This is a genomic window from Buchnera aphidicola (Brachycaudus cardui) (assembly GCF_005081945.1).
GTDB classification, from domain to species: Bacteria; Pseudomonadota; Gammaproteobacteria; order Enterobacterales; family Enterobacteriaceae; genus Buchnera; species Buchnera aphidicola_AN.
The window spans coordinates 102,337-128,112 of the sequence record NZ_CP034879.1; the positions used below are offsets into that span (position 1 = coordinate 102,337).

At 24.3% G+C, this 25,776-nt stretch carries 24 protein-coding genes, 1 tRNA gene and 1 pseudogene; 23 read left to right on the forward strand and 3 right to left on the reverse strand.

All coding sequences use genetic code 11. From position 1 onward, the window contains the following. Positions 1-535: 535 nt before the first annotated feature. A complete protein-coding gene (gene aroC, locus D9V67_RS00495) occupies positions 536-1,600 on the reverse strand; it encodes a chorismate synthase (RefSeq protein ID WP_158359032.1) in 1,065 nt (354 codons plus the stop codon). Between the two features lie 236 nt (positions 1,601-1,836). On the opposite strand from aroC, the gene smrB reads away from it, so the two are divergent. From smrB to metG, 12 genes are all read left to right on the forward strand, one after another. Then, positions 1,837-2,376 (forward strand): endonuclease SmrB, encoded by a 540-nt coding sequence (gene smrB, locus D9V67_RS00500; protein WP_158359034.1) that lies wholly within the window; start codon positions 1,837-1,839, stop codon positions 2,374-2,376. 254 nt (positions 2,377-2,630) lie between these two features. Further along, a complete protein-coding gene (gene hisG / locus D9V67_RS00505; RefSeq protein ID WP_158359036.1) occupies positions 2,631-3,530 on the forward strand; it encodes an ATP phosphoribosyltransferase in 900 nt (299 codons plus the stop codon). A gap of 6 nt (positions 3,531-3,536) precedes the next feature. Beyond that, the gene (gene hisD / locus D9V67_RS00510) at positions 3,537-4,850 is read left to right on the forward strand and encodes a histidinol dehydrogenase (RefSeq protein ID WP_158359038.1); all 1,314 of its coding nucleotides are present in this window, start codon (positions 3,537-3,539) and stop codon (positions 4,848-4,850) included. Further along, positions 4,840-5,919, forward strand: a complete 1,080-nt coding sequence (gene hisC, locus D9V67_RS00515) for a histidinol-phosphate transaminase (protein ID WP_158359040.1) — start codon at positions 4,840-4,842, stop codon at positions 5,917-5,919. The genes hisD and hisC overlap by 11 nt, the downstream gene beginning before the upstream one ends. A 19-nt stretch (positions 5,920-5,938) precedes the next feature. Continuing rightward, positions 5,939-7,000, forward strand: a complete 1,062-nt coding sequence (gene hisB, locus D9V67_RS00520; protein ID WP_158359042.1) for a bifunctional histidinol-phosphatase/imidazoleglycerol-phosphate dehydratase HisB — start codon at positions 5,939-5,941, stop codon at positions 6,998-7,000. Continuing rightward, positions 7,000-7,590, forward strand: coding sequence for an imidazole glycerol phosphate synthase subunit HisH (gene hisH, locus D9V67_RS00525; RefSeq protein WP_158359045.1), 591 nt, complete (start codon positions 7,000-7,002; stop codon positions 7,588-7,590). Before hisB ends, hisH begins: the two co-directional genes overlap by 1 nt. A 4-nt stretch (positions 7,591-7,594) precedes the next feature. After that, complete coding sequence (hisA, locus tag D9V67_RS00530; protein ID WP_158359047.1) at positions 7,595-8,332, forward strand: 1-(5-phosphoribosyl)-5-[(5-phosphoribosylamino)methylideneamino]imidazole-4-carboxamide isomerase; 738 nt, start codon at positions 7,595-7,597, stop codon at positions 8,330-8,332. Then, positions 8,314-9,090, forward strand: a complete 777-nt coding sequence (hisF, locus tag D9V67_RS00535; RefSeq protein WP_158359049.1) for an imidazole glycerol phosphate synthase subunit HisF — start codon at positions 8,314-8,316, stop codon at positions 9,088-9,090. The genes hisA and hisF overlap by 19 nt, the downstream gene beginning before the upstream one ends. Further along, positions 9,084-9,698 carry a bifunctional phosphoribosyl-AMP cyclohydrolase/phosphoribosyl-ATP diphosphatase HisIE gene (gene hisIE, locus D9V67_RS00540; RefSeq protein WP_158359051.1) on the forward strand — a complete coding sequence of 205 codons (615 nt, stop codon included), beginning with the start codon at positions 9,084-9,086 and terminating at the stop codon, positions 9,696-9,698. The genes hisF and hisIE overlap by 7 nt, the downstream gene beginning before the upstream one ends. Before the next feature lie 393 nt (positions 9,699-10,091). Further along, the gene (gene gndA, locus D9V67_RS00545) at positions 10,092-11,504 is read left to right on the forward strand and encodes an NADP-dependent phosphogluconate dehydrogenase (RefSeq protein ID WP_158359053.1); all 1,413 of its coding nucleotides are present in this window, start codon (positions 10,092-10,094) and stop codon (positions 11,502-11,504) included. A gap of 184 nt (positions 11,505-11,688) precedes the next feature. After that, positions 11,689-12,270 carry a dCTP deaminase gene (dcd, locus tag D9V67_RS00550; RefSeq protein ID WP_158359055.1) on the forward strand — a complete coding sequence of 194 codons (582 nt, stop codon included), beginning with the start codon at positions 11,689-11,691 and terminating at the stop codon, positions 12,268-12,270. A gap of 146 nt (positions 12,271-12,416) precedes the next feature. Continuing rightward, the gene (gene metG, locus D9V67_RS00555; protein ID WP_158359057.1) at positions 12,417-14,060 is read left to right on the forward strand and encodes a methionine--tRNA ligase; all 1,644 of its coding nucleotides are present in this window, start codon (positions 12,417-12,419) and stop codon (positions 14,058-14,060) included. A gap of 43 nt (positions 14,061-14,103) precedes the next feature. On the opposite strand, the gene tilS is transcribed toward metG, so the two are convergent. Next, complete coding sequence (gene tilS / locus D9V67_RS00560) at positions 14,104-15,429, reverse strand: tRNA lysidine(34) synthetase TilS (RefSeq protein ID WP_158359060.1); 1,326 nt, start codon at positions 15,427-15,429, stop codon at positions 14,104-14,106. A gap of 43 nt (positions 15,430-15,472) precedes the next feature. Continuing rightward, positions 15,473-15,546 (reverse strand) — tRNA-Val (locus D9V67_RS00565). Positions 15,547-15,715: 169 nt separating this feature from the next. Between D9V67_RS00565 and D9V67_RS00570 the strand changes: the two genes are divergently transcribed. The 11 genes and pseudogenes from D9V67_RS00570 (at position 15,716) to tyrS (ending at position 25,776) form a co-directional block, all read left to right on the forward strand. Then, complete coding sequence (locus tag D9V67_RS00570; protein ID WP_158359063.1) at positions 15,716-16,327, forward strand: riboflavin synthase subunit alpha; 612 nt, start codon at positions 15,716-15,718, stop codon at positions 16,325-16,327. A gap of 99 nt (positions 16,328-16,426) precedes the next feature. After that, positions 16,427-17,008 carry an electron transport complex subunit RsxA gene (gene rsxA / locus D9V67_RS00575; RefSeq protein ID WP_158359065.1) on the forward strand — a complete coding sequence of 194 codons (582 nt, stop codon included), beginning with the start codon at positions 16,427-16,429 and terminating at the stop codon, positions 17,006-17,008. Between the two features lie 2 nt (positions 17,009-17,010). After that, entirely contained in the window at positions 17,011-17,508 is a 498-nt protein-coding gene (locus D9V67_RS00580; protein ID WP_158360063.1) for an RnfABCDGE type electron transport complex subunit B, read from the forward strand. A 109-nt stretch (positions 17,509-17,617) separates the two neighbouring features. Then, positions 17,618-19,114 (forward strand): annotated as a pseudogene (rsxC, locus tag D9V67_RS00585) (electron transport complex subunit RsxC); the annotation flags it as partial. A gap of 64 nt (positions 19,115-19,178) precedes the next feature. Then, a complete protein-coding gene (locus D9V67_RS00590; RefSeq protein ID WP_158359069.1) occupies positions 19,179-20,210 on the forward strand; it encodes an RnfABCDGE type electron transport complex subunit D in 1,032 nt (343 codons plus the stop codon). Next, a complete protein-coding gene (rsxG, locus tag D9V67_RS00595) occupies positions 20,207-20,827 on the forward strand; it encodes an electron transport complex subunit RsxG (RefSeq protein ID WP_158359071.1) in 621 nt (206 codons plus the stop codon). The genes D9V67_RS00590 and rsxG overlap by 4 nt, the downstream gene beginning before the upstream one ends. Positions 20,828-20,834: 7 nt before the next feature. Beyond that, positions 20,835-21,521, forward strand: coding sequence for an electron transport complex subunit E (locus D9V67_RS00600; RefSeq protein ID WP_158359073.1), 687 nt, complete (start codon positions 20,835-20,837; stop codon positions 21,519-21,521). 7 nt (positions 21,522-21,528) lie between these two features. Next, positions 21,529-22,161, forward strand: a complete 633-nt coding sequence (gene nth / locus D9V67_RS00605) for an endonuclease III (RefSeq protein ID WP_158359075.1) — start codon at positions 21,529-21,531, stop codon at positions 22,159-22,161. Between the two features lie 24 nt (positions 22,162-22,185). Continuing rightward, positions 22,186-22,632, forward strand: coding sequence for a hypothetical protein (locus D9V67_RS03210; protein WP_261979692.1), 447 nt, complete (start codon positions 22,186-22,188; stop codon positions 22,630-22,632). A gap of 176 nt (positions 22,633-22,808) precedes the next feature. Next, positions 22,809-24,359: a primosomal protein N' gene (gene priA, locus D9V67_RS00610; protein WP_261979693.1), complete on the forward strand. Its 1,551-nt coding sequence runs from the start codon at positions 22,809-22,811 to the stop codon at positions 24,357-24,359. A 145-nt stretch (positions 24,360-24,504) separates the two neighbouring features. Next, positions 24,505-25,776: a tyrosine--tRNA ligase gene (tyrS, locus tag D9V67_RS00615; protein WP_158359077.1), complete on the forward strand. Its 1,272-nt coding sequence runs from the start codon at positions 24,505-24,507 to the stop codon at positions 25,774-25,776.

Genomic DNA, 25,776 nt, shown 5'->3' on the forward strand with positions numbered 1-25,776 from the left:
AAATAACTTTAATACGATAAAAAATATGTATTGTATGTTAATATACATTTATTTTTTTAACTCATGAAATATATTTCATATTCTTATCAAGAACAAATATAATATTTTTTTAAACTACTATGATAATTTAAGAAAAGAACTTATTATAAGATATTTTTATAAGTAATATGGTATGAATATAATTATTTCTGAAATTATCGTTATTTAACGATTTAACTGATATTTTTAAAAAGTAGTAGATAGTAAAATCTTTATATTTTGTAAAGGAAAAAATTATTGATGTAATGATTTAAGTTATCTTTAATAAAATTATTTATTGTAAGTAAAAGTTATATATAAAATATTTATTGTGCTATTTTTAGTATATTTCTATTAAAGCTATTGTAGAAGTATTTTATAAGATATATTTTAACAATTTTTAATTAATTTAAGTTAATTGTAATCAATGAAATATTTTTTATATAATATTTATCATTAATAAGCTACTAAATACTTATAATTTAGTAGCATTTTTTTAAAAAAAGAGTTATATAAACTATTTTTTACCACATTGCGCTCGAAATCTTAATAAATGATCCATTAATACAATAGCTACCATTGCTTCAGTTATTGGAACTGCACGCAATCCTACACATGGATCATGTCGACCCTTAATAGTAATTGGCACTTTTTCATTCTTATTATTTATAGTATTTCCTGTTTTTTGAATACTTGATGTTGGTTTAAATGCAGCTTTTAAAATAATATTTTCGCCATTACTAATACCACCTAAAATACCTCCAGCATGATTACTTGAAAAACCTGCAGATGTTATTTCATCACGATGTTCACTTCCTTTTTGATTTACTACTAAAAAACCATCTCCAATTTCTATACCTTTTACGGCATTAATACTCATTAAAGCATGCGCTAAATCAGCATCTAGACGATCAAATACTGGTTCTCCAAGACCTATTGGTACATTTTCAGCAATAATTGTTATTTCTGCGCCAATAGAATCTCCTGTTTTTTTTAGGTGTTTAATTAAAGTTTCTAGTTCTAAAATTTTTTGAGGATCAGAACAGAAAAAAGGATTTTTTTCAACTTCTTTCCAAGATTTAAAAAGACATTTTACATTACCCATTGCGGATAAATAAGCGCGTATGGTAATACCATATTTATCGTTAAGATATTTTTTTGCAATTGCACCAGCGGCAACGCGCATAGTTGTTTCACGAGCAGAGGATCTTCCTCCACCACGATAATCTCTAATTCCATATTTTTTTTCATAAGTATAATCAGCATGTCCAGGTCTAAATAAATCTTTTATATCATTATAGTCTTCTGATCGTTGATCACTATTATAAATCATTAAACCAATACTTGTACCAGTTGTAACACCGTTAAAAATTCCAGAAAGTATATGAACATTATCTAATTCACGACGTGCTGTTGTATAACGAGAAGTACCTGGTCTTCTACGATTTAAATCATCTTGTAAATCTTTATGAGATATTTTTAAACCTGGTGGTGTGCCATCAATTATACATCCTAATGCTTTTCCATGTGATTCACCAAAAGTAGTGACACAGAATATTTTACCAATTGTATTTCCAGACATATATATTCTTCTATTTATTAAAGTGAAATAATGCAACTATACAGAATAAATACAAAAAAATGGGTTTTTATTTTTTAAAAGTTAATAGGATGATCATTTTTTATGAAATATGTAATATAAAAGTTTAATAATTTAATCATGTTTTATTTGTTGTTTTTATAAAAACTAAATTATATAATTAAAAAAATAAAAAAATTATGTGCTAAATATTATTAATCTTTTTGGTAAAAATAATTATGAGTAAAAATAGCGAATGTACTATTAATGCTAGTATGTTATTTCGTCGATTCTTAAATGATACTCGTGAAATAGTACAAGATACTATTTTTCATACTAGAATTGATAAAAAAAATAATATGAATATGACATCTAAGCGTATTATCTTTGAACAAGATGCTCATATTCATTACTTTTCTTATAGTAATAAAAAAGATTTATTTAAAGATAATCCAGTTTCTTATGTTCGACATAAGAATGCATATAATATCTTAAAAAATTTAAAAAAAGGAAAATATAATCCAGATATTTTTCTTGATTTACATGGATTAACACAATATCAAGCACAAAAAGCATTAGGTGAATTGATTACAATATGTCAAAAAGAAAAATTTTGTTGTGCCCATATTATGCATGGATATGGTAAAAATATTTTAAAGCAACAAATACCTTTTTGGTTGTCCCAACATCCAGATATCATAGCTTTTCATCAGGCACCGAAATTTTTTGGAAACGATGCTGCAATTATAGCCATCATTGAAATTCACTCTTCAATATAAATATTTTAAAAAATAGAAATACTTTTATAACTTTAATAAAATCAGTAGTTTTATTATTGTAAATTCTATTTATTATATATACATTTTACGATAATATTATTTATATCTTGTATAATTTTAAATTATTATATGTCTTCTACTTAATAAAAAAGAATTTTTTTAAAAACCCGTTTTTTTGGGTTTTTTTATTTTGTAAAAGTAAGAATTAATATTTTTATTTTATCTAGTACAAGATATTTTAAGGAATTTTAAATATGTTTGATAATAATCGTGTGCGTATAGCTATGCAAAAAACTGGTCGTTTAAGTAGTGATTCCATAAAGTTACTTACATGTTGTGGAATTAAAATTAATTTAAAACAACAAAAACTAATAGCTTTTGCTGAAAATATGCCTATTGATGTCATGTTAGTTCGTGATGATGATATTCCTGGATTAGTTATGGATGGTGTCGTAGATCTTGGAATTGTTGGAGAAAATGTTCTTGAGGAAGAGTTATTAAAAAGAATATCTCAAAAATCAGAGTATTCTTATATTACTTTAAGACGACTAGATTTTGGAATTTGTAGATTATCTTTAGCCATACCAGTAAGTACTATATATTCTGATATTACATGTTTAAAAAATATTAGAATTGCCACTTCATATCCTCATTTATTAAAAAAATATTTAGATGAAAAAAAAATTAGATTTAAATCATGCATGTTAAATGGTTCAGTAGAAGTGGCGCCAAGAGCTGGATTGGCTGATGCTATTTGTGATTTAGTTTCTACAGGAGCAACATTAGAAGCAAATGGTTTACGTGAAGTACAAGTTGTATATCGTTCACATGCTTGTCTTATTTGTAGGACTGGAGATATTAATCATATAAAAAAAGAAGTTATTAATAAATTAATGACGCGTATTAAAGGTGTAATTAAAGCTCGTGAATCTAAATATATTATGTTACATGCCCCTGTAAACAAGTTAGAAGAAGTTATTTCTTTATTACGAGGAGCCGAAAGACCAACAATTTTAAAATTAGCTGGTGATGATAAGAGAGTAGCTATGCATATGGTAAGCAGTGAGACTCTTTTTTGGGAAACAATGGAAAAATTAAAATCTTTAGGAGCTAGTTCTATTTTAGTTTTACCAATTGAAAAGATGATGGAGTAAAAAATAATGCAATATTTTAGAAATATTGTTTATTGGAATAAATTAAATTCTAATAATCAAAAAAAGATATTATTAAGACCTATTTTAAAAACTAATTATTCTATAAAAAATACTGTACAAAAAATTATAGAAGATGTCAAAAATAAAGGTGATAAAGCTTTAAAGAAATATAGTTTGTTACTTGACAAGTATCAAGATGATACATTTCAAGTGCTGCAAGAAAATATTTCTAGATCTTCATCTGATATCAGTAGAGAATTAAAGGAAGCAATTGTTACTGCAAAAAATAATATTACATGTTTTCATGAAGCTCAAAAACCTTTAAAAATAGATATTGAAACACAAATTGGCGTACGTTGTCAGCAAATTCATTTACCTTTAAATTCTATAGGAATTTATATTCCGAGTGGAATAGCACCTTTATTTTCAACTGTACTAATGCTTGCAATACCTGCTCAAATTGCTGGTTGTAAGAAAATTATACTCTGTTCTCCTCCTCCTATTAGTAAAGAAGTGCTTTATGCGGCATATATTTGTGGTATTAAAAAAATTTTCCAAATCGGGGGTGCTCAAGCTATAGCAGCACTTGCTTTTGGTACTGAAACCATTCCGAAAGTAGATAAAATATTTGGACCTGGAAATACTTATGTTACAGAAGCTAAATTACAAGTTAGTTCTATTTTTAATGGACCTGCAATAGATATGCTAGCAGGACCTTCAGAATTATTAGTTATTGCTGATCACTTTGCTAATCCTGATTTTATTGCTGCTGATTTGTTATCACAAGCTGAACATGGTATTAGTTCTCAAGTAATATTACTCACTCCATCTGAGGATCTGGCACAACGAGTCATTATTTCTATTAATGAACAATTAAAAAAATTAACTAGATTATCAGAAATACTAATAGCGCTGAAACATAGCACTATTATCATTACTGAAGATTTATTGCAATGTGCTAAAATATCAAATATATACGCACCTGAACATTTAATTATTCAAACTAAATCACCAAGAAAAATACTTGATTATATATTCAATGCTAGTTCTATTTTTTTAGGTTCATGGTCACCTGAATCTGCAGGTGATTATGCATCTGGAACTAATCATGTTTTGCCTACATATGGTAAGTCTCTTACTAATTCCGCTTTAGGATTAGCTGATTTTCAAAAACGTGTACTAGTACAAGAACTAACTTCTCAAGGCTTGATAAATTTATCTAATACTCTTGAAATTTTATCTTCTGCAGAAAAACTTGAAGGACATAAAAATGCTGTAAAAGTTCGTATCGATTTTTTAAAGGAAAAATATAATGGATAATATTATTAAATTAGCTAGAATTAATATACAAAAATTACAACCCTATCAGTCAGCACGACGTATTGGAGAAGGACATATTGGTGAAATATGGTTAAATGCAAACGAATCACCCATGTCCGTATTTTTTAAATTAAAAAAAAAATCATTTAATCGTTATCCAGAATGCCAGCCAAAAGATTTAATCTCTTATTATGCTAATTATTCTAATCTATCTTGCAACCAAATTTTAGTTACCAGAGGAGCAGATGAAGGGATTGAATTATTAATTAAAACTTTTTGTGAACCAGGAAAAGATGCAATCATTTATTGTCCTCCTACATATGATATGTATCGCGTGAATGCAAAAATACATGGAGTAGCAATAAAAGAAATTCCAACAATTAAAGATACTTGGCAATTAGATTTATTAAATATTAAATTAAATTTAACTAAAGTCAAGTTAGTATATATTTGTAATCCTAATAATCCGACTGGTAATACTATTATAAAAAAAGATCTTATATCATTATTAAAAATGACTTTAGGTCATGCTTTAATTGTTATAGATGAGGCTTATATTGAATTTTCTCCTCAAGATACTATGACAAATTATTTAAAAGAATATCCGAATTTAGTAATTTTAAGAACACTATCAAAAGCTTTTGCTTTAGCTGGAATAAGATGTGGTTTTACTTTAGCAAAAAAAGATATTATTGATACTTTAAATAAAGTGATTGCTCCTTATCCAATATCTGTTCCTGTCGCTGATATAGCTGTTCAATCTTTAGAAACAGATTATATTAAGTTTATGAATAATAGAGTATTAGATTTAAATTCAAATCGTATTTGGTTAGTAAATGAATTAAATAAGCTTTCTTGTGTAGAAAAAGTTTTTAAGAGTAATGCTAATTATATATTAGTAAAGTTTTTTATGTGTGAAACAGTATTTTCTGCTTTATGGGACAAAGGAATTATTATAAGAAATCAAAATGATAAAATTAATTTAAATAAATGTCTAAGAATATCTATAGGAACACGTTTAGAATGTTTACGTTTAATTCAAGAACTTCAATTTTTTTCTAAAAAATAATGTTTGCAAAGAGGTATTAATGAAAAATAAAATATTATTTATTGATCGAGATGGTACGTTGATAGAAGAACCCAGTGATACTTATCAAGTAGATTCGATCAGTAAATTAGTGTTTAAAAAAAATGTAATTTCTTCATTGCGTAAATTAATCAAATTAAAATATAAATTAATCATGGTCACAAATCAAGACGGATTAGGTAGTGAAAAATTTCCTTTGATAGATTTTAATATACCCCATTTTTTTATGCTAAATATTTTTCGTACAGAAGGAATAATATTTGATGATATATTAATATGTCCACATTTTTTAGAAGATAACTGTATGTGTCGTAAACCAAAAATAAAAATGATAGAACCATGGTTATCAAAAATAGATAAAGAACATAGTTATGTTATTGGTGATCGAGATACAGATATAACATTATCAAAAAATATTCAAGTTAAGGGGATTCAATATAAAGAAAATAAATGTGATTGGACAGATATTACACAAAAAATTATAAAGACAAATAGATGTGCAGAAATTTCTCGAATTACAAAAGAAACTAATATATATATAAAAGTTTATTTAGATTTAGAAGAAACAAGTAAGATTAATACTGGTATAAAATTTTTTGATCATATGTTAGAACAGTTAGCAGTACATAGTGGTATTTGTATGCATATTTTTGTTAAAGGTGATCTACATATTGATGATCATCATACAGTAGAAGATACTGGTATTGTATTAGGAGAAGCCTTATTACAATCTTTAGGAAAAAAAAATGGTTTATGTAGATTTGGTTTTTATTTACCTATGGATGAAAGTAGATCAAATTGTATCATAGATTTATCAAATCGTCCATATTTAAAATTTCAGGCTAAGTTTAATCATCAAATGGTTGGTGATCTAAATACTAGTATGATTGAACATTTTTTTTATTCTCTTTGTTACTCTATGAAGATTACGCTACATTTATTTGCAGAAGGTCAAAATGATCATCATTGTGCTGAAAGTTTGTTTAAAGTATTTGGACGAGCATTACGACAAGCTATTAAGATTGAAGGAAATATGTTACCAACTTCTAAAGGAATTCTATAATGAATATAGTGATCATAGATACTGGTTGTGCTAATTTAACTTCAATTAAAGTAGCGATTAAAAGATTAGGTTATAATGCTATAATTACTTCCGAACCTTCAAGAGTGCTAAAATCTAATAAAGTTTTTTTACCTGGAGTAGGTACTGCTTCTGCAGTTATGAACTTTTTATTTGAAAAAAAATTAGTTCATATTATCAAAAAACTTACACAACCAATTTTAGGCATATGTCTAGGAATGCAACTGCTTTGTGATTTTAGCGAAGAATGTCACGGAGTTCACACGATCGGCATAATACAATCTTCTGTATTACGTTTAAAGACAAATAATTTACCTCTACCACATATTGGATGGAATAAAATTAAATTTAATGAATCACATCCTTTATTTAAAAATATACGCAATAATGAAAGATTTTATTTTGTTCATAGTTATATAGTACCTATTAATAAATATACATTATCTACTACAGATTATGGTGTGAATTTTAGTTCGTCTATACAAAAAAATAATTTTTTTGGAGTTCAATTTCATCCGGAAAAATCTGGGAATATAGGATCACAATTATTAAAAAATTTTTTGGAGATGTAATTTTATGATTATTCCTGCATTTGATTTTATTAATGGTGAAGCAGTACGTTTATATCAAGGTGATTATTCTAATAAAAAAAAATATAATATAAATTTACAGTGTTGTTTAGAAGAATATAAATATAAAGGAGTTAAAAATATTCATTTAGTAGATTTAGATGGAGCAAAAAATAGTCAAAATAGACAATTAGAACTATTTAAAAATATATTATCTTATACTAATATTCCTATCCAAATAGGAGGAGGTATAAGAACTACAGAAGATATAAATATTCTTTTAGATTTAGGCGTAAAAAAGGTGGTTATTGGTTCTGCTGTAATTCAAAATAAAATTCAAGTTAAACAATGGTTAAAACAATACGGTGCAGATAAAATTGTTTTAGCGTTAGATATACACATTGATAGTGATAATAAAAAAGAAGTATATATTCATGGTTGGAAAAAAAAAACTAAAATTACTTTAGAAGAAATTATTGAATATTTTTCACCAAGTGGATTACAACATGTATTATGTACTGATATATCTAAAGATGGAACATTATTAGGACCTAATATTAAATTATATCAAGAACTTTCAAATTCTTTTAAAAAAATAAAATTTCAAGCATCTGGAGGAGTTGGTACGTTACAAGATGTTATATCTTTAAATAATACTGGAATTCATAGTGTAATTATTGGTCGTAGTTTATTAGAAAAAAAAATTAAAATAGAAGAGGCATTAGAATGCTGGCAAAACGAATAATAGCATGTCTAGATGTTAGCAATGGTGTAGTAGTTAAAGGAATACAATTTCAGAATCATAGAATCGTCGGTGATATTATACCTCTTGCTCAACGTTATGCAAATGATGGTATAGATGAATTAGTTTTTTATGATATTACTGCTTCAACAAATAATACATTAGTTGATCGAAGTTGGATAAAACGTGTTGCTAAAGTAATAAATATTCCATTTTGTGTTGCTGGAGGAATTAAAAGTATAGAAGATGCACAAAATATTCTATCTAGTGGTGCAGATAAGATATCAATTAATTCTTCAGCATTGATAGATCCTAATTTAATAACAAAGATTTCTGAACGTTTTGGTGTTCAATGCATGGTAGTTGGAATTGATTCTTGGTTTAATCAAACTGAAAATAGTTATATGGTGCAGCAATATACAGGAGATGTTAGTAAAACTTATCAGACTCATTGGAAAACGTCTGATTGGGTGAAAGAAGTTCAAAAAAAAGGTGCAGGTGAAATTGTTTTAAATATGATGAATAAAGATGGTTTACAACAAGGCTATGATCTTTTACAACTGAGTGCAATAAGAGCTATTTGTAAAGTTCCTTTAATTGCTTCAGGAGGTGCTGGAATTATAGAACATTTTTATGATGCGTTTTATCAGTCTAATGTTGATGGTGTTTTAGCTGCATCTGTTTTTCATAAAAATATAGTCAATATAAAAACATTAAAAAACTTTTTAATTCAAAGAGGAATGGAGATTAGAGCGTGTTGACTTCACAAGATTTATTAAATCTAAATTGGATCAAAACAAATAGCATGATTCCTGTAATTATACAAAATATTTTTTCAAATGAAGTTTTAATGCATGGATATATGAATGAAGAAGCTTTATTAAAAACGCAAAAAAATGGTTTAGTGACATTTTATTCTCGTACTAAAAAACGTCTATGGACGAAAGGAGAAAAATCAGGAAATTATTTAAAAGTCATTGAAATTACAGCAGATTGTGATTATGATACATTATTAATTTTAGTTAAACCTATAGGTAAAACATGTCATTTTGGAAATACAAGTTGTTTCCTTCCTAAAAAATATAATATTGATTTTTTATTCGATTTAGAAAATATTATAAAAAATAGAAAAAGTGTATACAAACATGATTCGTATACATCTGAATTATATAAGTCTGGAACGAGTCGTATAGCACAAAAAGTAGGTGAAGAAGCTATAGAAACTATTTTAGCAGCTATGAAAACTAATAAAAATGAATTAATTAATGAATCTTCAGATTTAATTTACCATTTAATTGTACTATTACACGACCAAAATTTAAATTTAAAGATTGTTCTAGATAACTTAAAAAAAAGAAGTCAAAAATAATTATTTTTTAATTTTAAATCATGGTAATGATTTTTTAATAAAAAAATATTACTAAAAATTAATTTATAGTATTTCAATTTCATAAAACATTCAATTATAAATATATATATCTTATATAATAATCTCTATTACTTGAAAAGTATTAAATTATATAACTTGTAATATACAAGTAACATTGTCTTTTTTTATTTATATATCTCATATAAACAATCATATAAAAATTTATCTGCACTGTAAATTTATATAAGTACTGTTGTAATATTTTATTTTAATCAATGAAAAATTGAAAATGTTTATAATATCATTTATTGTGTAACAGATTAAATAAAACATATTAATATAAAAGAATATGGATTTATTATATATTTTAGCATATTTGAGTTGGAGAAAAAAATGTCAAAACAACAAATTGGTGTTGTGGGAATGGCAGTAATGGGACGTAATTTAGCATTAAATATCGAAAATAAAAATTATACTGTCTCTATATTTAATAGAACATCCTCAATAACAGAGGACGTCATAAATCATAATTCAGGAAAAAATATTTTTCCATATTTTTCTATTAAAGATTTTGTTAATTCACTTATAAAACCTAGATGTATTTTATTAATGGTTCAATCAGGAAAAGCTACTGATGATACTATTCAAACGATTATTCCTTATTTAGACAAAGAAGATATATTAATTGATGGAGGAAATACTTTTTATAAAGATACTATGCGAAGAAGTGATGAATTATCTAAATATGGTATTAATTTTATTGGCATGGGAGTATCTGGAGGTGAATCAGGAGCATTAAATGGTCCATCGATTATGCCAGGAGGTCAAAAAAAAGCATATCAACTTGTTTCTTCTATATTAGAAAAAATATCGGCAAAATTTAAAAATGAACCATGTGTTAGTTATATTGGTCCAAATGGAGCAGGTCATTATGTAAAAATGGTACATAATGGTATCGAATATGGTGATATGCAATTAATTGCAGAGTCATATTTTTTATTAAAATATTTATTAAATATGAACAATAAAGAATTATCAAAAACATTTTCAGAATGGAATAAAGGTGAATTAAATAGTTACTTAATTGAAATCACAAAAAATATTTTTATTAAACAAGACAGTGATGGCAATGATTTGATAGATATTATTTTAGATATAGCAGAAGACAAAGGCACTGGAAAATGGATAAGTCAAAATTCTTTAGAACTACGTGAACCGCTTTCGTTAATTACTGAATCTGTTTTTTCACGTTATTTATCATCTCTTAAAAAACAACGTATAACAGCATCAAAAATATTAAAAGGACCGGATATAAAACCATTAATTAAAGATAGACATGACTTTATTGAAGAAGTAAGACGGGCTTTATATTTAGGAAAAATCATTTCTTATGCACAAGGATTTTCTCAATTAAAAAAAGCTTCAGAGAAATATTCTTGGAATTTAAAATATGGTGAAATAGCTAAAATTTTTAGATCAGGTTGTATCATTCGTGCAAATTTTTTACAAAAAATAACAGAAGAATATTCTCATAATGTAAATATAGTTAATTTATTATTAACACCATATTTTTCAAAAATAGCTAATAAATATGAAGATTCATTACGTAAAATTGTTATTTATGCAATAAAATATGGTATTGCTGTTCCTGCTTTTTCTGCTGCTATATCATATTATGATAGTTATAGAGCATTATATTTACCAGCAAATTTAATTCAAGCTCAAAGAGATTATTTTGGATCTCATACTTATCAAAGAATTGATAAAAATGGTTATTTTCATACAAATTGGTCTATAAAAGAATAATATTAATTCTTATACTTTTAAAATCATGTGTATATTTATATTATAGTGAATATGTCATCGATGTTACTCAATTATTAAACAATTAAATAGCAGACGATGTAAAAAATATCTCTGCTATTGTAATTTAATATATTATAGTTCAATGCAATTTTTAAAAATATATCTATTATATGGCAGGTATAACATGCGTTTATGTGATAAAGATATTCAAGAATGGTTAAAAAAAAAGAAATTAATTATTGAACCTTATCCTCAAAAAAAATTAATTCATGGTATTACTGTTGATATACATTTGAGTGATAAATTTCGTATTTTTTATGATCATACTAGAGCATGCATTGATTTAAGTGATTCTAAAAAAAATATAGCATTATCATTATCTGAAGTCATGAGTAGAGAAATAGTTTTTTCTCAAGAAAAACCTTTATTTTTACAACCAGGTGCTTTAGTTTTATCATCTACATTAGAATATATTAAAATTCCTAATAATTTAGTTGGTTGGTTAGATGGTCGATCATCTTTAGCTCGTCTTGGTTTAATGATTCATGCTACTGCACATCGTATTGATCCCGGATGGGAAGGGAATATTGTTTTAGAGATCTTTAATGCTGGAAAATTAACTTTAGTATTGCGTCCTACAATGAGAATTGCAGCACTTAGTTTTGAAGTTCTTTCTCAATCAGTATTATATCCTTATTATTCTCGTTATGAATCTAAATATAAAAATCAAATTGGAGTTGTTACTAGTCGTATTGATAAAGAATAAATTTTTTTATATGAAAATATATGTATGTTATTTTTTTATAAAAATATATTTCTAAATATAGATAATAATATATTTATTTTAAAGGAATAGTTTACGATTGATTTTAATTTGTATATGATATTCTTTATTTAAAGAATTATAATATTATGTCAACTGTATTGAGAAAAATTTTAGTTACTTGTGCTTTCCCTTATGCTAATGGTTCTATTCATATAGGTCATATGCTCGAACACATTCAAGCAGATATTTGGGTTCGTTATCAGAGAATGCGTGGTCATGAAGTTTGGTTTATTTCTGCTGATGACGCTCATGGTACTGCTATCATGTTAAAGTCTGAGACGTTAGGAATATCTTCTCATAAATTAATTAAAAATATCCAAAAAGAGCATCAAATAGATTTTATGAATTTTAATATTTCTTATGATAATTATCATTCTACACATAGTATAGAAAACTTATATTTATTAAGAAAAATATTTACATGCTTAAATAATAAAGGTTTAATTCAAGAAAAGATAATTTCTCAATTTTATGATAATATTAAAAAAATATTTCTTCCAGATAGATTTATACAAGGTATATGTCCAGTTTGTAGATCAGATAACCAATATGGTGACAATTGTGAAGAATGTGGTGCAACTTATGAACCTATAGATTTAATTAATCCAATATCTGTGATTTCAAAAAAAAAACCTATTTTAAAAAATACAAAACATTTATATTTTGATTTAACTTTTTTTACTGATTTTTTAAAAAAATGGATATACTCTGGTGTTTTAGATGATTCAGTTATTAAAAAAACAGAAGAATGGTTAAAAGTAGGTTTAAAATCATGGGGTATTTCTCGAGATGCACCATATTTTGGATTTAAAATTCCTAATTTTCCTAATAAATATTTTTATGTGTGGCTTGATGCTCCCATCGGTTATATCAGTGCTTTTAAAAATCTTTGTTTTAAAAATAAGGAATTAAATTTTAATGAACTTTGGCATAAAGAATCTAGTTATGAACTATACCACTTTATTGGAAAAGATATTATTTATTTTCATACTTTATTCTGGCCTTCAATACTAGAAGCGGTTTCTTTGAGAAAACCTAATGGTATATTTGTACATGGTTATCTTACGATGAATGGATTGAAATTATCAAAATCACGTGGATTTTTAATTAAAGCAAGTGATTGGATAAAATATCTTGATTCAGATAGTTTACGTTATTATTATGCTAGTAAGTTATCTAATAATATTAATGATATTGAAATGAATTTAGAAGATTTCGTTCAAAAAATAAATAGCGATATTGTAAATAAATTAGTAAATTTAGCATCAAGAAATGCTAGTTTTATTAATAAATATTTTAATGGATATTTATCTAATAAATTAAATGATAATGGATTATATCAACATTTTATTGATATGAGTAACAAAATAGAGAATTTTTTAGAAAAACGTGAGTTTAGTTTTGTTATAAAAGAATCTATGAAATTAATAGATATAGCTAATCAGTATATTAATGAAAAAAAGCCATGGAAAATTGAGATAATAGAAACAAATATGAATGAATTGCAAAATATTTGTACTATGGGAATTAATTTATTTAGAATAGTAATGATTTTTTTAAAACCAATATTGCCTGATTTAGCAATAAAAACAGAGTTTTTTTTAATTTCAAATTTAACTTGGGAAAGTATTAAAAAACCTCTTTTATCTCATAAAATAAATAAATTCACACCATTATATGAACGTATTAGTTTTAAAAAAATTTCTCAATTAATAAATCTATATAAATAAAACATATCTTTTAATAAAAAAGAATGGTATATATTAAAAAATTTTAATAGAATGAAAAAATATATCTATGATTAGATAATAAATTATTTTTCCATGCTATAGTCCACGTTTCTTTGTTTATATTATCTATTTTTATAATAAAAACTCCTAATGCGCCAATAAAAATATTATTGTAAAATAAAAGTGGAATTTTATTTCGCAACCAAGGAGGAATATTTTTTTCTTGCCATATTTTTTTTATTTTTCGTTTTTGATTTCTTCCTAAAATTAATATTTTACCTTCATATTGAAATCGAATATTAATTAATTCATTATTTTTAGGCTTAGGAAGAATAATACCATTATTATCTTCTTCCAAATAACCTAAATTATTAGGAAGAGTAAGGGGAAGATTTATATTATGCCAAAATAAAAAACGATTTGTAAAATTTGGTTGTGCTTCAATTAAATAAAGTGATTTTTTATATCGTCTAATTTCATTATTTTTTAAAATAATTTTAGGATTCGCATCTTTTCGACTAAAAATCATTTGATAATAAATAGATTGAATATTTTTATATGATGGTGCTTTAATTTTTTTTAAAGAGATCCAATGTCTAATTAGAGCTGTAGCAAGTTCTTTTTTCATATTTTTAAAAGTGATAATATTTAAAGAACCATCAAATTTTATAAGACCATGAATCATTTTATTAAGAAAATTTGTTAGTAGTTCTGTTTCTTCTTGACATATTTTAATAGTACGTAAACAATTTTTTAAAAAGAAAGGCCATCTTTCTTCAAAAATAGGAATAATTTTTTGTCTTATAAAATTACGATCATAATTTATATTTGAATTACTAAAATCTTCAATCCAATTTAAATTTTTATGGTAAGCCCATAATAATAGAGTTTTCTTTGTGATGTTTAAAAATGGTCGGATTATTTTTTTAGAACCAAACATAGTTTCTAAAGACATTCCAGATAGACCAGTCGGACCACTGCCTCTTTTTAAAGATAAAAAAAATGTTTCACATTGATCATTCATATGATGACCGGTAAGTAGAACGTCATCAAAAAGTAAGTGTTTATAAATAACATTATAGCGTTTTATTCGTAATTTTTCTTCAATATTTTTTTCATTTAGATCAATATAAATATTTTCAATAATTAATGGTATTTGATGCTTTATACAAGTTTTTTCACAATGTTGAACCCATTTTTTTGAATGACAAGTAAGATTGTGATTAATATGAATAGCACGTATTTTAATTTGAGGTATTTTTTTTTTTATTTTTAATATTTGATAAAGAAGAACGGTAGAATCTAATCCACCACTATAAGCTATTAAAAATGATTTATTTTTATATCGATGAATAATTGTTTCGATCAAATAAAAGTGCCTATATAAAGAATTATGTTTTAATATTGTTTTATACGTTCGAGTGGACTTGAACCACCAACTTCTACCATGTCATGGTAGCGCTCTAACCAATTGAGCTACGAACGTAAATAATTAAAAGAACAATATTAATGTATATTTTTATAATTCAAATTATATATGATTATTGATACAATATACAAATGTTTTATTTATACAAAATAAAAATTTTTTTAATAGTTTATTATTAAAATGTATAACTTGAATTGATTTAACAATATCATATTAAGGAAAAATTATGTTTACAGGCATTGTAAATGGAATTGGTACTATTATATCTATAAAAAAGAAAAAAAAAAGCAATAGTTATATGGTTCAGATCCCATCTATTGCTTCTAAAAATTTAAAAATAGGTGCTTCAATAGCTCATAATGGATGTTGTTTAACTGTAACAATAATTAATGACAATTATATAGTATGTGATGCTGTACAAGAAACTTTGAAAAATACTAATTTAGGGATGTTAAATGTTGGAGATGATATCAATATTGAAAGATCAGTAAAATATGGAGATGAAATTGGTGGACATATAATATCTGGTCATGTTATGAATACACTTGAGATTTCTAAAATATTGCAATTTGATAATAATTATATTGTATGGTTAAAAGTTAAAAATATTAAATTAATGAAATATATTTTTTATAAAGGATTCATCTGTATTGATGGAATTAGTCTTACTGTTGGAGATATTATTCAGAATGAATTTTGTGTAAATATTATACCACACACTTTATTATCCACTACAATAGGAAATAAAAAAAATGGTAGCATAATGAATGTAGAAATTGATTTTTATACACAAACAATTGTAGATACAACAGAACGTTTTATTTGTAATAAGATGTAAAAATTTTTTATTAATTTATTTATTTTTTAAAAAAATAATTATTTAATATTGTGTGAATAATAAAAATTATATAAATATATTTGATGTTAGGCATTGTAAATGAAACATTATCTTTTGTTTTTTATTTCTAATATATTAATTGAAAATTTTATTTTAGTAAAGTTTCTTGGTTTATGTCCTTTTTTAGGAGCTTCAAGTAAAATAGAAACAGCTATTGGAATGAGTTTTGCAACTACTTTTGTTGTTTTTATATCATCTTTATTATTATGGTTATTTAATTTTTTTATTTTGTTACCTTTAAATTTAGTTTATCTTAGAATTATAGCTTATATGTTAATTATTTCAGTAAGTGTTCAGTTTTTAGAAATAGTATTACGTAAAACTAGCCCTATTTTATATCGTTTACTCGGAATTTTTCTGCCTTTAATTACCACTAATTGTACAGTTTTAGCTATTCCGTTATTTAGTTTATATGCGAATTATATGTTTATTGAATCTGTTTTATACAGTATAAGTGCATCATGTGGTTTTACTTTAGTAATGATTATTTTTGCTTGTATTCGTGAACGTATAGTATCATCAGATGTTCCTCTACCTTTTCAAGGTGCGCCTATTATTTTAATTACTGTAAGTCTAATGTCTATTGGATTTATGGGGTTTCAAGGTTTGGTGAAAATGTAATGATATTTACAATTTTTATTTTTAGTGTATTGTCTTTTTTTTTAGGAATGATATTAAGTATTGCTGCTTATAAATTTCAATTAAAAAAAGATCCTGCTATAGAAATAATTAATGAATTACTACCTCAAAGTCAGTGTGCACAATGTGGATATTCTGGATGTTATCCTTATGCTGAAGCAATAGTTTCTAATTCTGAAAAAATTGATAAATGTATTCCAGGTGGAGCTGATCTTATATCACAAATTGCAAAAGTATTAAATATAGAAATACCTTTAGATATTTTACTAATTAAGAATAAAGAAATATTTAATACTACTGTATTAATTGATGAAAAAAACTGTGTTGGATGTGCAAAATGTGCTACTTTTTGTCCAGTCGATGCAATAATTGGTGCTCCTAATTTTATGCATACAGTTTTACAAGAATTTTGTACTGGTTGTAATATTTGTTTATCACATTGTCCAACTAATTGTATTCAAATTAAAAAAAGAGATCTATGAAAAATATAATACTTATACAATGTAAAAAATTTTTTAAAAAATTATTTTTGATGAAATGTTGGATTAATTCGATTATTAATTTTTTCAATATAAAAAAAAATATAATTTTAAAGGTGGTTTAAAATGTTTGACTACGCATAAGAAGTATAGTGATTATTTACCACAAAATTTACCACTCGCTAAAAGATTTTTTATTTTTATTGACAGTAGTATTTGTAGTGTAAGGTTACGTGTTAAGATCAATCAGAAAGTATTACGTGGACAACCTTTAATTTTTGGTGATATTTTTAATGTTCCTGTTCATGCACCTACTTCTGGATGGATAGAAGATATTTCTATCTATTCAAATTCTTTTAATCAAAATAAAAAAAACATAAAAATTATTATTTTATCTGATCATTTAGATAAATGGATTAGATTAAAACCTATTAAAAATTATAAAAGATACACTTCTGAACAATTAATTAAAATTATTTATCAGTCAGGTATTGTTGGTCTTGGCGGGGGGCAATTTTCATCTTCAAAAAAATTAATGTTAAGTATGAATAAAGTACATACTTTAATCGTCAATGCTGTAGAAAGTGAACCTTATATAACAGCAGATAATTGTTTAATAAATAATTATATACACGAAATTTTAAAGGGATGTAAAATTATATCCTGGATCGCTAATATTAAAATAGTTTTAATTGCCATTCAAGAAGATAAAATTGAAACAATTTCAAAAATTTATAGTTTCATTAAAAATGAACCATTATTTAAAGTTTGTATTCTTAAAAAAAAATATCCTGGAGGAAGTAGTAAAATACTTATAAAATCTTTAACAGGACAAGAAATTCCTCACGAAAAACATGCTGTAGATATTGGATATCTTATTTTTAATGTTGCAACAATATATGCTATAAAAAGATCAATTATTGATGGAGAACCCCTAACTGAACGTATTGTTACTGTTTTAGGCGACGAAAATTTTTTATCCGGAAATTTTTGGACTAGAATTGGAACTCCAGTTAAACATTTTTTAACTAACTATAAAAATAAAATATATCTTAATATTATTGTGTATTTTGGTGGTTTATTCATGGGAAAAAGAATTTATGATTTAAATTTATCTATATTAAAGAATACAAATTGTGTTTGGATTCAACTAAAAAAAAAAGAGAATAATAAGACTATTGAGTATAGCTGTATTCGATGTGGATATTGTTCTTTTGTTTGTCCAGTAAATTTACTTCCACAACAGCTTTATTGGTACAGTAAAAATACTGACCATAAAAAAACAAAAAAATATGATATACTAGACTGTATAGAATGTAAGGCATGCGAAAAAGTATGTCCAAGTCATATTCCCTTAGTCAAATATTTTAAAATAGAAAAAAATATTATAAAAAATATTGAATTGAATGATATTCGTAAAAAAATATCATATTTACGTTTTACAAAAAGAGAAAAAAGATTATTAAATTATAAAGTAATAACTCATGAAAACAATATTAAAAGTACTAATATTCTTAAAATACAAGATAACAAAACAAATGATATTAAAAGAAATATAAGGAAAGCAAAAGTACAAGCAGCAATAGCACGTATGAAATCTAAAAAATAAATTTTTATTAAAATTTTTTTTTAAAAACATACTATTATATAATAACATACTAAATAAGAAAAAAATGAATTTTCCTTATATATATCATCTTTATAGTGTTAGAAAAATAATGTTTTTAGTTATTACTGCTTGTATTCCAGCTATTTTAACTAAATATTATTTTTTTGGCACCGGTACATTAATACAAATCTTTATTTCTGTAATTATTGCAATTCTGATAGAAATTATCATTTTAAAAATTCGTTCAAAAAATATAAAAATACATTTATGGGATAATTCAGTAATTTTAACTGCTATTTTATTTGGAGTAAGTATACCTTCTTTATTGCCTTGGTGGATTACTGTTTTTGGGGTATTTTTTTCTGTTCTTGTTGGTAAACATTTATATGGTGGACTTGGTCAAAATATATTTAATCCAGCTATGATTGGTTACGCAGTATTATTAATATCTTTTCCTGTTTATATGAATAATTGGAATAAAATTAGTACAGAAACATCTTTCTTAAAAGATATGGAACAATCTTTGAATATTATTTTTTCTAATCAAAGTACTCTTAATAATTTAAATACTTCTGTTAATAGTTTCACAGAAGCTACTCCTTTAAATGATTTTAAGATAAAATCTCATTTTTTAAATAACGATTATATAGAAGATAATGGGTCTCATCATAAAACCATTTCTCTTCAAAAGAGTTCAACATATATTAATATTAGTTTTTTTTTAGGTGGATTTTTTTTAATTCTTAAAGGAATTATTTGTTGGCGTATTCCAATAATTTTTTTATTTTCTTTAGGGTTTTTATCGAGTATCACTTATTTTTTTTCACAAGATCTATTTATGTCACCATTAGTTCATCTTTTTTCTGGAGGAACAATGATATGTGCTTTTTTTATTTCTACAGATCCAGTGACTACTGCCTGTACTAATGTAGGAAAAATAATATTTAGTATTATTATTAGTTGCTTAGTTTGGATTATACGTAATTACAGCGCGTATCCAGATGGAATTGCTTTTGCAGTATTATTAGCAAATATGCTAGTACCATTAATTGATCATTATACAAAAACATCTGGATATGGTCATAATAGAATATGAAAAAGAAAAATAAAATATTAAAAAATGCTTTTTTAATTAGTTTGTTTTCTACGGTATGTGTAGCTGGTACAGTATTAATTAATCATATAACAAAAAATAAAATAATTCTTCAAAAAGAAGAAGAAAAAAAAATTTTATTACAGCAAGTTGTTCCTAAAAAAATATATGATACATTTACAAAAAAATTATATAAAATAAAAAATAAATATTTAGGAGATGATAAAACGCATAATTTATGGTTATTATTTAATAATAAAAAAAATCAACCAGAAGCAGCAATTGTTGAAACTACTGCTCCTGATGGATATTCTGGTTCTATTAATATGTTAGTCGCTGCATATTTCAATGGAAAAATCATTGGTGTAAGAGTTGTTTCTCATAAAGAAACTCCAGGTATTGGAGATAAAATTGAGTTATCTATTTCTGATTGGATTAAAAAATTTACTAATATGCATGTATCTTCTTTAGAAGATAAAAATTTTTCATTAAAGAAATATGGAGGAAGTATTGACCAATTTACAGGGGCTACAATAACACCGCAATCTGTAACTAATTCTGTTAAAAGAACCGTTGTTTTTATTAAAACCATACCATTAATTTTTAATTTTTTAAATTAAGATATTTATGAATATTAAAACTTTTTTAAAGAATAGATTATGGACAAATAATTCTTCTTTAGTTCAATTATTAGGACTATGTCCGGTTCTAGCGATGACGACAAATGCTATTAATTCTATAGGTTTAGGAATAACAACTACTGTAGTCTTAACAATTACTAATACCATTATTTCTATTTTTAAAAAATTTATACCTAAAGATATCAGAATTCCTATTTATATGATGATTGTTTCTTCAGTTGTCACATCTATAGAAATGTTAATGCACGCTTATGCTTTTAATTTATATCAGTCATTAGGTATTTTTATTCCATTAATAGTTACTAATTGTATAATTGTAGGTAGAGCGGATTTCATTGCATATAAAAATTCTATATTAGTGTCTTTTATGGATGGTTTGTGGATAGGATTAGGTTCAACTTTTGCTATGTTTTTAATAGGTTTCATAAGAGAAATATTAGGAAATGGAACATTATTTTTGGGTATTCATAAATTAATTTTTTCTATAGATAGTTCTTCATTTATTCAATTATTTGATAAAAATTTTACAGTATTTTTAATTATTTCTCCTCCAGGTGGTTTTTTTATATTAGCTTGTATAATTGCTATTAAAAATTTTATAGATATAAAAAGCAATAAAAAAATTATTTTGACTAGTGCACAATGTTCTTGTATTAGTCAACTCAAAAAATAGTTTGATTATGAATAAAAAAAAACGTTATAAAATTTTATCATTATTTTATACTCAAGATTCAGATCCTAAAACAGAATTGATTTTTTCTTCTGATTTTGAATTATTATTATCTGTTATTCTTTCGGCTCAGTCTACTGATCTTACTGTTAATAAAATTACTAAAAAATTATTTAAAATAGCTAATACTCCTGAAAGTATCGTTTTTTTAGGTTTAGAAAGACTTACAAAGTGTATTAAAAATGTTGGATTGTATAATACTAAAGCATTAAATATCATTCGTACTTCTTTTTTAATTGCATATAAGTACAATGGAAATATTCCAAATAATAGAACTATATTAGAGTCTTTACCAGGTGTAGGAAGAAAAACAGCGAATATTATTTTAAACACTATATTTAAAAAAAATACTATTGCTGTAGATACTCATGTTTTTAGAGTTGCAAATCGCACTAATTTTGCTAAAGGTAAAAATGTTCAAGATGTTGAAAAAAAATTAATGAAAGTAGTTCCTCCATTTTTTAAATTAAAAATTCATTCTTGGTTTGTATTACATGGTCGTTATATTTGTACTGCACGTAAAGTTAAATGTAATATGTGTTTAATATATAACTTATGTGAATTTAATGAAAAAAAAATTTAACATATTTTTTTTATAGGTATATATGTGATTATTGTAGAAGTTATTTTACCTTTTCCTATTAGACAGTTTTTTAAATACTGTATGCCTGATATAATGCGTCCTGTTATCGGCGGTAGAATAGTAGTACCTTTTCGATCTAAAGATATTGTGGGTGTTGTTATTTCATTTTCTAAGATAAAAGATACAAGAAAGTTAAATTTCAAATGCGTTAAATCATTAATTGATTCCAAATCACTATATAGTAATGTTTTATTGAATCTTATTATTTGGATAAATAAGAATTATCAATGTTTTATTGGAAATTTATTTTTTTCTATTTTACCAAAATTATTGCGTAATAAGTATATAATAAAAAATAAATATATTCATCAGTGGATAATTACGAAAAAAGGAAAAGAAATCAACTCTCAAATTTTTTTAACAAAAAAACAATTGAATGCTTTAATTATATTAAAAAAAAAAGTATTTTAAGCTCAGAATTAAAAAAACATAATATATCTAAAAGTATTTTGAAACAGTTAGAAATACAAGAATTATGTATACAAAGTTTTTATTTAAAACCTATTGTAAAATATACTTACTCTTGCAAGAACAGAAAAAATTTTTTTTTAAATCCAAAGACTTTACTATATATTCGTAGTATCTTGATGAAAAAAAAATTTTCATCTTGGTTGTTAACCAAAATTAGTTTATATGAAAAAGTAAAATTTTATTTAGGACTAATTAGATTAGCATTAGAAAAAAATATGCAAATTTTAATTATCGTTCCTTATTTTAAAAATATTAATGTAGTTTTAGTTTTTTTAAATAAATTTTTTAATGTTCCTATTGATATTATAGATTCAAAATTAAGTAATCTACGATACTTAAATCATTGGATTAGAATAAAAAATGGTGAAAATTCTATTATTATAGGAACAAAAAAAAGTATATTTTTACCTTTTTTGAATTTAGGTCTAATTATTATTCTTGAAGAACATCATTTAAACTATAAAAATACAGATAAATGCAGATATAATATTAGAGATATAGGAATATTAAGAGCTTATAAAGAAAATATACCTATAATTTTAGATTCAGATACTCCTTCATTAAAAACATTATATAATATTTTATTAAAAAAATGTTTTTATATCGTAATAAATCAAAATATGCAAAGAACAAACTTTAATAAAAAGATTATTGATTTAACAAAAGAAAAAATAAAATTGCATTTATCTACTACTTTAATAAATGAAGTGAATAATAATTTTAAACAAAAACAAGTTTTGTTTATTTTAAATAATTTTAATGCATCTTTTTTAGTTTTAATTTGTAGTATTTGTGGTTTTATATCAACATGTATTAATTGTGATAATTATTTTGAAGTAAATCAATATCGTAATATTTTATTTTGTAGATTTTGTTTAGTCAAAATGAAACAACCATTATTGTGTGATCATTGTGAATCTTTATCTTTAGGTGTAAAAAATATAAGAATAGAAAATTTTAAAAATAAAATACAAGCAATTTTTCCTAAAAAACCATTACTGTTTTTATTAGATAAAAACAGTATCAATAAAAATATTATTGATCAGAAATCTTTTGAATTTTTTAGTTCTACTCCTTATATTATTTTTTCAACAGAAGATATTGCGCATAATTATTATTTTCCTTATGTTAGGTTAATTAGTTTAATATGTATTGATAATTATTTTCTTTATTTTCAGTTTCGTGCTATAGAATATTTCGCACAATTTTATATTAATTTAAGAAAATTAACAAGAACAAACAAAAAATCATTAACAATATTAGTACAGACATCATTTTGTAATGATTTAAATTTAAAGGAATTATATAAAAATGGATATTTTTCTTTAGCAGACAAAATTTTAGCAATAAGAAAAAAATTTTTATTACCTCCTTGGACTGTTCAAACTATAATTTATACTGAAAGCATAGATTCTCAAAGAAATATGAATTTTTTGAATTTAATGCATACTATTTTAAAAAAAATATCTAAAAAGTATAATTATTGCTTATGGTTTGTAGGTCCTCATCCTTCTTATTTCAAAAATAAAAAAAATGTTCATCAATTATTAATTCAATGTTCTTCATATATATATTTAAACCATTTATTAAATGAGTGTATAGATATAATGAATTATTTTTCTATTTCTAAAAAAGTAAAATGGTTTATAGATGTAGAACCAAATTAAAAATGTACATAATGCATCATTAAGAAATAATTTTATATTTTTTACTCGTTGAAGTTCTAATAAAACTAGCATAAAATATACAAAATAAAAACTACAAAAAAATATTTTTTAATGCAATATATTAATATTAAAAATGAGGTTCTTAATGAGTGAATTTAATTTAATTAACGAATTACGAAATCGAGGTTTAATATCTCATATTACTGATGAAGATAATTTAAACAAACTCATTAATAATCGTGCTATTTCTGTTTATTGTGGTTTTGATCTTACAGCAGAAAGCTTACATATCGGTCATTTATTACCCTTAATTACTTTGAAAAGATTTCAAATGGCAGGCCATAAACCTATAGCATTAATAGGTGGTGCAACTAGCTTAATTGGAGATCCGAGTTTCAAAAAAAAGGAAAGAGTATTTAACAATATTAATAATATTAGTATATGGACAGAAAAAATCAGTAAACAAATTTCTTATTTTTTAAGTGTTAATGATGATAAAGAAAATAGTGCTTTATTATTAAATAATAAAAATTGGTTTAATAATATTAATATATTATCATTTTTACGTGATGTAGGAAAATATTTTTCAATTAATACGATGATAAATCGATCAGCAGTTAAACAACGTATTAAAAGACCAGATCAAGGAATTTCATTTACAGAATTTTCTTATAATTTATTGCAAGCATATGACTATTTTATTTTACATAAAGAACATAAAGTACAATTACAAATTGGAGGTTCTGATCAGTGGGGTAATATTTCTTCAGGTATGAATCTAATACATCGTAAATGTAAAAAAGAAGTATATGGTTTAACAGTACCTCTTCTTATCCAATCTAATGGAATTAAATTCGGGAAAACAGAGTCAGGTGCTATCTGGTTAAATGCTAAAAAAACTAGTCCGTATAAATTTTACCAATTTTGGATGAATATAGAAGATACAAATGTTTATAATTTTTTAAGAATGTTTACTTTTATTGATTTATCAGAAATAAAAATAAGAGAACAAGCAAACAATATTAATAATCAAATCATAAATGATAAATCTTATCTTGCTAGAAATATGACTCGTCTTGTACATGGAAAGAAGGAAATGATAGCAGTAGAAAGAATTACAGAGTTTCTCTTTTTAAAAAATATTAATGATATCAAAGAGTCTGATTTAGAACAATTACAACAAGATGGTATACCATCAATTCGAATAGATCAAATACAGGATTTACAAGAAGCCTTAGTATTATCTGGCTTGTCAAAATCTAGAACACAAGCCAAATATATGATAATGTCTAATGCTATATCTATTAATACAAAAAAAATAAATAAAAATCATATATTTAATAATAATGATAAATTATTTAAAAAATTTACTTTGTTATCTAGAGGTAAAAAAAATCATTGTTTATTGTGCTGGTAA

What these genes read in the sequence shown, in the direction of transcription:
- aroC (WP_158359032.1), bottom strand. Translation starts at nt 1,600, where the DNA reads ATGTCTGGAAATACAATTGGTAAAATATTCTGTGTCACTACTTTTGGT.
- smrB (WP_158359034.1), top strand. Translation starts at nt 1,837, where the DNA reads ATGAGTAAAAATAGCGAATGTACTATTAATGCTAGTATGTTATTTCGT.
- hisG (WP_158359036.1), top strand. Translation starts at nt 2,631, where the DNA reads ATGTTTGATAATAATCGTGTGCGTATAGCTATGCAAAAAACTGGTCGT.
- hisD (WP_158359038.1), top strand. Translation starts at nt 3,537, where the DNA reads ATGCAATATTTTAGAAATATTGTTTATTGGAATAAATTAAATTCTAAT.
- hisB (WP_158359042.1), top strand. Translation starts at nt 5,939, where the DNA reads ATGAAAAATAAAATATTATTTATTGATCGAGATGGTACGTTGATAGAA.
- hisH (WP_158359045.1), top strand. Translation starts at nt 7,000, where the DNA reads ATGAATATAGTGATCATAGATACTGGTTGTGCTAATTTAACTTCAATT.
- hisA (WP_158359047.1), top strand. Translation starts at nt 7,595, where the DNA reads ATGATTATTCCTGCATTTGATTTTATTAATGGTGAAGCAGTACGTTTA.
- hisF (WP_158359049.1), top strand. Translation starts at nt 8,314, where the DNA reads ATGCTGGCAAAACGAATAATAGCATGTCTAGATGTTAGCAATGGTGTA.
- gndA (WP_158359053.1), top strand. Translation starts at nt 10,092, where the DNA reads ATGTCAAAACAACAAATTGGTGTTGTGGGAATGGCAGTAATGGGACGT.
- dcd (WP_158359055.1), top strand. Translation starts at nt 11,689, where the DNA reads ATGCGTTTATGTGATAAAGATATTCAAGAATGGTTAAAAAAAAAGAAA.
- metG (WP_158359057.1), top strand. Translation starts at nt 12,417, where the DNA reads ATGTCAACTGTATTGAGAAAAATTTTAGTTACTTGTGCTTTCCCTTAT.
- D9V67_RS00570 (WP_158359063.1), top strand. Translation starts at nt 15,716, where the DNA reads ATGTTTACAGGCATTGTAAATGGAATTGGTACTATTATATCTATAAAA.
- rsxA (WP_158359065.1), top strand. Translation starts at nt 16,427, where the DNA reads ATGAAACATTATCTTTTGTTTTTTATTTCTAATATATTAATTGAAAAT.
- D9V67_RS00590 (WP_158359069.1), top strand. Translation starts at nt 19,179, where the DNA reads ATGAATTTTCCTTATATATATCATCTTTATAGTGTTAGAAAAATAATG.
- rsxG (WP_158359071.1), top strand. Translation starts at nt 20,207, where the DNA reads ATGAAAAAGAAAAATAAAATATTAAAAAATGCTTTTTTAATTAGTTTG.
- D9V67_RS00600 (WP_158359073.1), top strand. Translation starts at nt 20,835, where the DNA reads ATGAATATTAAAACTTTTTTAAAGAATAGATTATGGACAAATAATTCT.
- nth (WP_158359075.1), top strand. Translation starts at nt 21,529, where the DNA reads ATGAATAAAAAAAAACGTTATAAAATTTTATCATTATTTTATACTCAA.
- priA (WP_261979693.1), top strand. Translation starts at nt 22,809, where the DNA reads ATGAAAAAAAAATTTTCATCTTGGTTGTTAACCAAAATTAGTTTATAT.
- tyrS (WP_158359077.1), top strand. Translation starts at nt 24,505, where the DNA reads ATGAGTGAATTTAATTTAATTAACGAATTACGAAATCGAGGTTTAATA.